Source organism: Burkholderia sp. 3C (assembly GCF_054589155.1).
The window spans coordinates 20,921-30,420 of record NZ_BAAILN010000019.1; the positions used below are offsets into that span (position 1 = coordinate 20,921).

Sequence of the window (9,500 nt, forward strand, 5' to 3'; positions counted from 1 at the left end):
CCCACGAATTGTTCTTTCAGCATACGCAACTTATACGTATAAGTTATCTCATTAAAGGAGTCGGATCATGGCGCGTGTACTGCATCTCTACGGCGGCTGGCCGGGACACTTTCCGTACGAAGTCGCCGCTTGGACGCGCGAGTTGCTCGACGAGCTGGACTGGGAAGTCGAAGCGTCGACGGACATCTTCACGCTCGACCGCGATCTCACCGCATTCGATCTCATCGTGATTGGCTGGAACAACGCGGTCACGACCGAAACGCTGACGCAATCGCAGGAGAACCGTCTCCTCGAGGCAATCGAAGGCGGAACGGGCCTGGCTGCCTGGCATGGCGCTGGCGCTGCGTTCCGCGCCAGCCTGCGCTACCACATGGTGCTGGGCGGCTCGTTCGTCGAACATCCGGCGGGCGAGGGCTATCCCCATCCGTATCAGGTGAATCTTATTGACCGCGAGCATCCCGTTACACAAGGTGTTCAGGACTTCGAAGTGCGATCCGAGCAGTATTACATGCAGGTTGATCCGAACAACCACATGCTCGCCGAGACCACGTTCGACGGTAAGCCGTTTCCGTGGCTGGCCGGCAACAAGAGCCCTGTCGCGTGGGTCAAGCAGTGGGGCGATGGGCGCGTCTTCTATCACTCGATTGGCCACGACACCGGCAACCTCGCGGACCCCAATGTCCGCCGCCTGACGAAGCAGGGGCTGCAATGGGCCGTGCGGGCCTGATCGTTGTCAGCTCCATCACCGAGCGCGCTCTCGGCAGTGCCTCGGTCTCGCCCGTTGGGCGGCTCGTGGCTTTAAATTTTCATTACTTTGCGGAACGATCATGGCAAAGCTTACTGGTAGTCAAATCGTCGCTCAGACGCTAAAGAACTATGGCGTTGAATACGTGGCCGGCATTCCCGGTCACGGCATCTGGACGCTCACGGATGCCTTCCTCGAGAAGGATTCCGAAATTCGATTCATTCAGGTGTTCCATGAACAGAGCGCGGTTCACCTTGCCGACGGTTTCTATCGCGTGTCGGGCAAGCCTATGGCGGCTGTCACTTCGATTGGTGCGGGGGCAAGCAACACGGTGATCGGCATGGCCACGGCCTACACCGACTCCACGAGCGTGATGCTCATCACCGGCGGGCCGCCCACGCACATGCGCGGTCACGGCCTCCTTCAGGAACTGGAGCGTTTCGTCGACAACGATTTTCCGAAGATCGCCGAAGCCGTGTCGAAGCGCCATTGGGTGGCTCAGCGCGTCGAGGAACTGCCGTTTATCATGCACCGCGCGTTCAGCTCGATGATGACCGGCCGTCCCGGCCCCGTGCACATCGAGATTCCGATGGACACGCAGGCCGAAGCGGCTGAAGTGACGCTGCACAAGCTTGAGGAACGCACGCCGGTTGGCAAGGTGTTCCCCGACCCGGCCGCGATTGCGAAAGCGGCAGATGTGCTGCGCAGCGCTCAACGCCCGGTAATGGTGATTGGCGGTGGCGTGATTACCGGCGAAGCGGCGGCTGAGGTTCGCGCGCTCGCCGAAGCCTGGAAGATCCCCGTCGTCACGACGTGGAACGGGAAGAGCGGTTTCCCCGAAGATCACGAACTGTTTTCCGGCAGCGTCGGGCAGACCGGCACGATGGCAGGGAACAAGGTGGCGTCGAGCGCAGACGTCATTCTCGCCGTGGGCTGCCGTTTTACCGACTGGTCGTCGTCGAGCTATGCGAAGGGCGTGACGTTCTCGATCCCGCCGGGCAAGCTGATTCACATCGATATCGACCCGCACGAGATCGGCAAGAACTATCCGGTGACGGTCGGCATCGTCGCCGATGCGAAGCACGCGCTTGCTCATATCGTCGACGCACTGAAGCAAGACACCGTCGAGCGCGAAGACTATCTCGGCCAGGTGGCGTCCTACAAGGCGGAATGGGAAGCGAAGCTGGCCACGCGCCGCGACTCCGACCGCTTCCCGTTCACGTCGCAACGTCCGCTCGGCGCGCTGCGCAAGATCTTCCCGCGCGACACGATCGTGGTGGTCGGCTCGGGCAATACGCAGGGTGCGGTCAAGCAGACGTTCCCCGTCTACGAACCGCGTACCCACCTGACGTCGGGCGGTTTCTCGTCGATGGGTTGGGCGGTGCCGGCCGCGATTGGCGCCAAGCTGGCGAAGCCGGATAGCCCGGTCGTGTGTCTGCTCGGCGACGGGGACTTCCTGATGACCTCGCAGGAAATCGCGATCTGCGTGACCAACAATCTGCCGGTGATCTTCATCATCCAGAACAACGCGGGTTACATGTCGATCCGCGGCGGCCAGCGCAAGCAGACCAGCCGCCACATCGGGACCGAGTTCAACTACCCGGACGGCCGCCCGTATTCGCCCGACTTCGAAGCAATCGGCAAGGCGTTTGGTCTCAAGTCGTGGCGCGTGGACAGCAACGATGCGCTCGAGCCGATTCTGAAGGAAGCGCTCGAATGCAACGAACCGTGCCTGATCGAAATCCCGACCGACCGCGACGCGGCCGGCCCGTGGGTGCCGGGTTGGTGGGATTTCCCGATCCCGGGCTACATCACGGACGAGCGTCAGGATGAGTACATGCAATTCCGGCAATCGGAACAACATCTGTAAGGCTGCGACAGTATGAGCGATGCAACTCTCGTTCATCGCCCGCTGGTCGACTCGAGGGACTTCGCGCCGGTGTTTCGGCGCGAAGTTCGCACGGTCGAACCTCGGGACGATGGAACAGTGACCTGCGATGTGGCGATCGTCGGATCCGGCATGGGCGGCTCCACCTTCGCACACAGTCTTGTGGGGCAAGGGCACGACGTGCTCGTTATCGAGCGCGGGGATTTTCTGCCGCGCGAGATCGATAACTGGAGCGCCGATTCCGTCTTTCGTGATGGTCGATATCGGAACGCGGAATCGTGGCTCGACGAGGCCGGTACGGCCTTTTCGCCGGGTGTGTTCTATTACGTCGGTGGAAATACGAAGGTGTACGGCGCGATGCTGCCGCGCTTTCGCGAAGCCGATTTCCACGAAATTGAACACGCCGAGGGCGTTTCGCCGGCCTGGCCGATTACCTACGCCGAGATGGAGCCTTACTACGCTGCGGCAGAGCGGCTCTATCGCGTGCATGGTGAGGCGGACATCGACCCGACGGAGCCGTGGCGTTCCGGCCGCTATCCGTTTCCGGCCATCGCACACGATCCGGCGCTGCACCGGCTCGAGGCCGCGATGTGCGCGCAGGGGCTCAGGCCGTTCGCGATGCCCGCTGCGCTGGACCATGGCGCCGGTCGTCCCTGTGTACTTTGCTCAACCTGCGACGGTTACCCGTGCCTTGTCGACGCCAAGGGGGATGCCGAGTTTTCCTCGCTGCGGCCGGCCGTTGAATCGGGGGGGACGCGTTTGATGGTGCGCACGAAGATCGAGCGGCTCGTCATGTCCGCGGATGGCACGCGAGTGGAAGAGGCGCAGGGCACGCGTGATGGCGTTCCCGTCCGAATCCTCGCGAAGAAGTTCGTGCTTGCCTGCGGTGCAGTCAATAGCGCTGCGCTGCTGCTGCGCTCTGCCGACCGCCATCATCCTGAAGGTGTTGGCAACAGCTCCGGGCTGCTCGGTCGCAACTACATGGTGCATAACAGCACGTTCACGATCGCGATGGACCCGCGGCGGATCAATCCTGTCCGATTTCAGAAGACGATCGCCGTGAACGATTGGTACCTGCGCTCGGATGCGAATCCGTTTCCGCTCGGTAATATCCAGATGCTCGGCAAGATCCGTGAGCCGATGGTGACGGGTATGTATCCGTGGCTGCCAAAAGCGATCTCGCGCTACATAACGGATCACAGCGTCGATCTCTACCTGACGAGCGAGGATCTCCCGGACCGCGAAAATCGCGTGCGCTACGACAGCGAGCAAGGCGCGATACGCGTGCGCTGGCAGCCCAACAACCTGAAAGCGCATCGCGAACTGGTGCGCCGAACGGTCGCCATGATGCGCAAATCGGGTTATCCGGTGGTACTGACCAAGCGCATGGGCATTGCCACCAACTCGCACCAATGCGGCACTGCCGTGATGGGACGCGACGCGGGTTCAAGCGTGGTTGATACCGGATGTCGTCTGCACGATGTCGAGAATGCCTGGCTGGTCGACAGCGCGTGGTTCCCATCGTCGGCCGCAGTCAATCCTGCATTGACGATTGCGGCCAATGCGATACGCGTGGCGAAGCAATTTGTGTGAGCCGGGCGGCCGACGGGGATGTTCTCTCGTTGGCCGCGGTGATGCCGAGAGATGTGATCAGGATTCGGTGGACAACAGGCCTAGCGCGGCGGCATGTAGCGCCGGATTGGCTGCTGCGAGGACGTCGCCGGGAGAGGATTCGCCGAGGGCGCGCCCTTGCCAGTCGGTGATGCTTCCTCCGACAGCTTCGATGATTGGCACGATCGGCAGAAAATCGTGCGGAGCCAGCCCCGCTTCGACGACGAGATCGCAGTTGCCGGATGCCAGTGCCGCGTAGTTGAAGCAGTCTCCGCCATAGCGATGGGTGCCGACGGCATCGCGCAAGCGATGAAATGCACGGCGATGCGGTTCGCTGAGCTTGTCGGGCGTGGTCGTCGCCATACTGGCGTGAGCGAGGGAGGAGGAGCCGAACGGTGCAGGGGCGGCGCGGGCGGTCCAGGACAGCATTCGCTTGCGCAGCATCGGCAGTTCGATGGCGCCTAGCCAGGGTTTGCCGTGATTCAGTACGCCGACGAGCGTGCCCCAGAGAGGACTGCCGGTGATAAAGGCACGTGTTCCGTCGAGCGGGTCGATGACCCAGCAGATGCGCTTTGACTTGTCGCCGTCGGAATGATTCGATAGCCCGTATTCTTCACCGCGGATGGCGTCGTCGGGGTGTCGCGTCCGCACGATCTCGCGCAGGGTCAGTTCGATCTCGCGATCGAGCTCGGTGACCGGCGACGTGTCCGCCTTGCGCGTGAAGCGGGTACGCCGCTCGATTTTCTGCAAGCAAGTCAAGCGCGCGGCCGTACACATCTGTTCGATGGTGTCTCGATAGCGGGTTTCGTCGTCAGGCTGCATGGCCGATGGTTTCGGGCAGTTGTCGGTTCATTGAGAAGTATTTCATGGCAACGACTGCGCCTCAATTTCGCAATGGGCCTTCGGGTGACGCACATGAACGCAGTGCGATTTGCCCGAGTGCCGTTTCAACGTTCTGTCCGAAGATCCAATCGACGGACGGATTCAGGAGGAATGCTGATGGATCGCCCACGGGATCTTTCTAATCTGGCCGCCAACTTGGCTTTGCTGGTGTCGTCCTACGATTCGGTTGCCGACTTCTGCCGGCGGCTCAACATCAACCGGCAGCAATTCAACAAGTACCTGGCGGCGCATCATGTGCCGTCACAGAAGGTTTTGCTGAAAATCGCGAAGTTTTTTATGATGGAGCCGTCCGATCTGTTTCGGAGTCCGTTGGAATTTCGCAGTTTCTACGAAGGCCTCGACTACGAGCTGCCGATCGACCTCAGGTCTTCGCCGGGCTTGGCCCGGTTCCTGCCGCTGATCGAGTCGTCCACGGCCTCGCTGCAGGATTTTCTCGGCGTCTACTATCGCTATCACCTTTCGTCGATCTACAAGGGGAGAGTGCTGCGTTCCGTGACGTGCTTGTACCAGCACGATTCGATGGTCGAGTACGTGACTGTCGAACGTTTTCCGCTGCTCGGGCAGTCAAACCAGGTCGGCTATTCGTTCACATACCGCGGTTACTGCTTTCTTCTGGGCGACCGGATCTTCATGGTGGACTTCGAGGGTCGTCAGAAGAACGAGATGACGTTTTCCGTACTGACGCCGCAGCATCGCAGGCCGATCCGATTCCTTTACGGCCTGCTGACAGGCGTGGCGTCGTCCTCGTTCCGGCAACCCTTCTCGACGCGCCTGGTATTCGGGTTTGCCGAACGCGGCACGATTCGCAGGCATCATTTGCGCCAGGCGACGGTCATTCTGCCGGGCGATGTCTCGATGCCGATGGAAGTGACGGACTATTTGAGCGGCGAGCACGGCCACGTCATTTGGGGCGGCGAGGGCTGAGCGTCTTCTCGCCGTCCGGCCCGATCAGAACTTGTGGCGCATCCCGACGATGGCGAGCACCTGCGAGGCCGCGCCCGAGTCGACGTCGTACGAACCGATGACGGCTTGTGCCGGGCCTGCGCCATTGTTGCCAGACGCGTGCTGATAGCCGACGGTCGCGTAGAGGTCTGTCCGCTTGCTCAGCAGGTAGTCGACACCCGCGTTGACCTGATGGTAGCGAGCCGTTGCGTTGCCGTTGGAGCGCGTGTAGTTGTATCCGCCGACCACCTGGAACGATTGTGTCGCCATCCAGCTCGCGAACACAGAGCCATTGTCGAACCGCTGCGAACCCGAGAACGTCGATGCTGCGTCGGGTGCGTAGCTGACGTGCGAGTAGGCGGTGCCCACGGTCACGGCGCCAAATGCGTATTGAGCGGCAGCCCGCGCAATGTCGATCGAACGCGCCGTCTCGAATGCGCGGTTGACCGCGCTGTTGAAGAAGCTGTCCGCACTCGAGGCGCCGCGTGCCGAACTGCTCGGGTTGCCATTGTCGACATGAAGGTAGCCGGCAGCCAGGTTCAGCGGCCCTTGAGCGTATCCAAGCGCGGCCGACCAGGTTTGCCCGGAACCGACCGAGCCGGCGACACCACCGAACGCGTACATGAGGGACGCGGACAGGCCCGACAGGCTGGGGCTGGTCCATTTGACGGCATTGTTGAACCACGCGCTGTCGTCGTAGTTGTCGATGTCGCCCGGTGTCGCGAACGTGCCGCTGAACTGGTCGGCCGTGATTGGCTGGACGAAGTCGGTGACTGGATCGAATTGGCGCCCGAACGTGAGCGTGCCCCAGGTTGCGCTGCTCAGGCCGACCATCGCGGTTCGGCCGAACAGGCGCCCGTTCTGAAGCGCCTGGCCGGTGCCGGTGTCGAAACCGTTCTCGAGCTGGAACACGGCACGCATGCCACCACCGAGGTCCTCATTGCCTTTGATGCCCCACGTGTTGGGCGAGAGATTCGAGGTCGACACCCGCCATTGCGAGGCTTGGCCACCGCTATTGTGAAGATAGGCGATGCCGGCATCGAGCGTGCCGTACAGGGTGACGGAGCTTTGTGCGTGAGCATGCTGCTGGAAGTGCACAACGGCTATCAGCGCCGCGAGCGCCATGACGTGTTGCTTCATTGACTCCACCTGTCAATATGACTTGATTGTTGGTTTTCGTTGCGCCGGACTGATACATGGCGAGCGCAGTATCGAATCGCCATTTTTGGCGAGCAATTTCGCAGGTGGAGGGAAAGTGGCGCAGTCGGACGCACGCGTGTGCAGCAGAATGCACGGCGTGATTGTGTGCCAGCGCTTGCACGGTGCAAGCGATAGCGTGGGGGGCTTGCGAGATGTGGCGAGCGCGGCTGGCTGTGGTGTGCGTTGACCTGCCGATGCCGGTGTCAGCTTCGGCGGGGAGAGCGGCTACCTGTCGCGATTGCGGCGGTACTGGTGCGTACGACGCACTCGGTGGGGAAAATCGTGCGCTCGATGGTGGCTTTTCCGGGCGGCGCCGCCAGCAGCGCATCAAGGATACGCGCTGCCTCTCTTCCCTTGTCGATGAGCGGTTGCCGGATCGTCGTCAGGCCGGCTGCGGCTGCTTCGGGAATATCGTCGAAACCGATCACGGACAGGGCAGCGGGGACCGCAATGCCGTTTGCCTTCGCCGCTTTCAGGATCGCCAACGCCATGATGTCCGATGTGGTTGCGATGGCGGTCAGCCCCGGCGTGGCCAGCAATTGTTCCGCAGCCCAGGCCGACGATGCCTCGTCGAACCCGCCCGCTTCCACGATCGGAACGTCGTTAAATCCGAGCCCGGCCGCTTCGAGCACGGAGAGATAGCCCTTGAGGCGCGCCGATACCACGCGCTCCGTCGAGCGGGACAGGCGCCGTGCGGTGACGCTGCCGCGTATGCCGTCAGGCCGAAGGCGATCCGCGGCGATGCCGATGCGGCGGTGGCCCAGATCAATCAGGTGCTGCATTTGCGTCGCACCGGCCGAGAAGTCGTCAATGCCGACAAACGGCAGGCCATCGATGACAGGCGCATCGACGATGACGAGCGGTATGCCCTGTTGGATGGCGACGTCGATGCCGGGGTATTGATCCGGCAGGCTATGCACGATCAAGCCGTCGACGAATCCTCGAACAGCCAGGCTCATGCCGCGAGCTGGATCGTCCGTTTCGGATTTCTGGAGGGGAAACAACGATAGCGCAACGTTCGATTGTTCGTTGATTTCGGCGATTCCGCGCAGCAACGCAACTGTGGATGGATCAGTGAACGCATAAGGCAGTTCGTCCATGATCATCAAGCCAATCGCGCCGACGCGCCCGGAGCGAAGGCTGCGACCGCGGACGTTCGGCCCTGGGTAGCCAAGCGCCTTGGCGACGCTCAGGATATGTTCGCGCTGGGCATCGGAGATCTCGGAGGGCTTGTTATACGCGTACGAGACGGCTGGCTGGGAAACCCCCGCAGCCAGCGCGACGTCCTTCATCGAAACTTTTCGATTCATCTATGGGTTTTAGTTGCAGCGGTGCACGCATTGGGAAATTATATAGCCGAGCCAATTTACATGAAAAACGGACATGCCTAGGAAGAAATATCGTCCACATCTCTCGGCGATCCTGTCGTCCGGGCTTGACCAAGGTCACGGCCGTGAAGGGGGGCTGGGCGGCCGGGACGGCCGACCGTAGCGGCGCAGTCGTGCGTGACGTGACGGCACTCCGAGCACATCGATGTTGGCAACCGCATCGAGATTCGACTGGTCGACCAAGGTTTCTTGCCGGGATACGCGGACTCGTGATGCAGTGCCGCTGATGCGAAGAGATTTGCGGCCAGGATTTTCCTAGCAAGGCAGAATCAGAAATGAACCGCGAACAAGATCTCCATCATGTGGCAGCCAACCTGAGTTACTTGGCCGCCACATTTGATTCGGTTTCCGAATTTTGTCGGAAGCTCGACATCAATCGTCGGCAGTTCAACAAATACGTAGCGGGGCAGCACTTGCCCGCGCAAAAGGTCATTCAGAAGGTTGCCCGCTTTTTTTTGTTGGAGCCGTTTGACCTCCTCCCGACCAGCCGAGCGCCTAGACTTGGAGGTTTCCGGCCTCAAGGTGTGCGAGCCGGAACTCGCACGGCGTCAGATCGCCTAGCGAACTGTGCGGTCTGAATTCGTTGTAATCCTGCCGCCAGTGCTCGATCTTTTCCCGCGCATCGTCCAGTGACAAGAACCCATGCACGTTCAAACATTCGTTCCGCAAGCTGCCGTTGAACGATTCGATGAACGGATTATCCGTGGGTTTGCCAGGGCGCGATTTCAAATGGTTCATCGTAGCGACGACATCGGCTGCCTTCAAGGCGTAATCGACCGTGATCGCCACGCTCTCCCGACTAAAATTATCGACCACAGTTAAG

The 9,500-nt window shown here is 61.2% G+C and carries 8 protein-coding genes; 4 read left to right on the top strand and 4 right to left on the bottom strand.

Translation table 11 applies throughout. The features are described 5' to 3' along the window. Positions 1 to 67: 67 nt before the first annotated feature. From ACYP33_RS02850 to ACYP33_RS02860, 3 genes are all read left to right on the top strand, one after another. Positions 68 to 727: a ThuA domain-containing protein gene (locus ACYP33_RS02850; protein ID WP_414440694.1), complete on the top strand. Its 660-nt coding sequence runs from the start codon at positions 68 to 70 to the stop codon at positions 725 to 727. A 100-nt stretch (positions 728 to 827) separates the two neighbouring features. Then, on the top strand, positions 828 to 2,615 hold the full coding sequence (locus tag ACYP33_RS02855; RefSeq protein ID WP_459619594.1) for a thiamine pyrophosphate-binding protein: 1,788 nt from the start codon (positions 828 to 830) through the stop codon (positions 2,613 to 2,615). Between the two features lie 12 nt (positions 2,616 to 2,627). Beyond that, the gene (locus ACYP33_RS02860) at positions 2,628 to 4,226 is read left to right on the top strand and encodes a GMC oxidoreductase (RefSeq protein WP_459619596.1); all 1,599 of its coding nucleotides are present in this window, start codon (positions 2,628 to 2,630) and stop codon (positions 4,224 to 4,226) included. A gap of 57 nt (positions 4,227 to 4,283) precedes the next feature. On the opposite strand, the gene ACYP33_RS02865 is transcribed toward ACYP33_RS02860, so the two are convergent. Continuing rightward, positions 4,284 to 5,066 (bottom strand): inositol monophosphatase family protein, encoded by a 783-nt coding sequence (locus ACYP33_RS02865; RefSeq protein ID WP_459619598.1) that lies wholly within the window; start codon positions 5,064 to 5,066, stop codon positions 4,284 to 4,286. Between the two features lie 171 nt (positions 5,067 to 5,237). Here ACYP33_RS02865 and ACYP33_RS02870 point away from each other — a divergent pair, with 171 nt between their 5' ends. Beyond that, the gene (locus ACYP33_RS02870) at positions 5,238 to 6,071 is read left to right on the top strand and encodes a helix-turn-helix domain-containing protein (RefSeq protein ID WP_459619600.1); all 834 of its coding nucleotides are present in this window, start codon (positions 5,238 to 5,240) and stop codon (positions 6,069 to 6,071) included. A 24-nt stretch (positions 6,072 to 6,095) separates the two neighbouring features. Here ACYP33_RS02870 and ACYP33_RS02875 read toward each other — a convergent pair whose 3' ends face one another. From ACYP33_RS02875 to ACYP33_RS02885, 3 genes are all read right to left on the bottom strand, one after another. Further along, positions 6,096 to 7,229 carry a porin gene (locus ACYP33_RS02875; RefSeq protein WP_414440699.1) on the bottom strand — a complete coding sequence of 378 codons (1,134 nt, stop codon included), beginning with the start codon at positions 7,227 to 7,229 and terminating at the stop codon, positions 6,096 to 6,098. A gap of 263 nt (positions 7,230 to 7,492) precedes the next feature. After that, positions 7,493 to 8,581 (bottom strand): LacI family DNA-binding transcriptional regulator, encoded by a 1,089-nt coding sequence (locus ACYP33_RS02880; RefSeq protein ID WP_459619602.1) that lies wholly within the window; start codon positions 8,579 to 8,581, stop codon positions 7,493 to 7,495. A 591-nt stretch (positions 8,582 to 9,172) separates the two neighbouring features. Then, positions 9,173 to 9,500: integrase core domain-containing protein (locus ACYP33_RS02885; protein ID WP_459619604.1), on the bottom strand; the 328-nt coding region annotated here is incomplete at its 5' end.

Bases quoted from the DNA above. Each gene is read 5' to 3' on its own strand.
- ACYP33_RS02850 (WP_414440694.1), top strand. From the start codon at position 68: ATGGCGCGTGTACTGCATCTCTACGGCGGCTGGCCGGGACACTTTCCG.
- ACYP33_RS02855 (WP_459619594.1), top strand. From the start codon at position 828: ATGGCAAAGCTTACTGGTAGTCAAATCGTCGCTCAGACGCTAAAGAAC.
- ACYP33_RS02860 (WP_459619596.1), top strand. From the start codon at position 2,628: ATGAGCGATGCAACTCTCGTTCATCGCCCGCTGGTCGACTCGAGGGAC.
- ACYP33_RS02865 (WP_459619598.1), bottom strand. From the start codon at position 5,066: ATGCAGCCTGACGACGAAACCCGCTATCGAGACACCATCGAACAGATG.
- ACYP33_RS02870 (WP_459619600.1), top strand. From the start codon at position 5,238: ATGCTGATGGATCGCCCACGGGATCTTTCTAATCTGGCCGCCAACTTG.
- ACYP33_RS02875 (WP_414440699.1), bottom strand. From the start codon at position 7,229: ATGAAGCAACACGTCATGGCGCTCGCGGCGCTGATAGCCGTTGTGCAC.
- ACYP33_RS02880 (WP_459619602.1), bottom strand. From the start codon at position 8,581: ATGAAGGACGTCGCGCTGGCTGCGGGGGTTTCCCAGCCAGCCGTCTCG.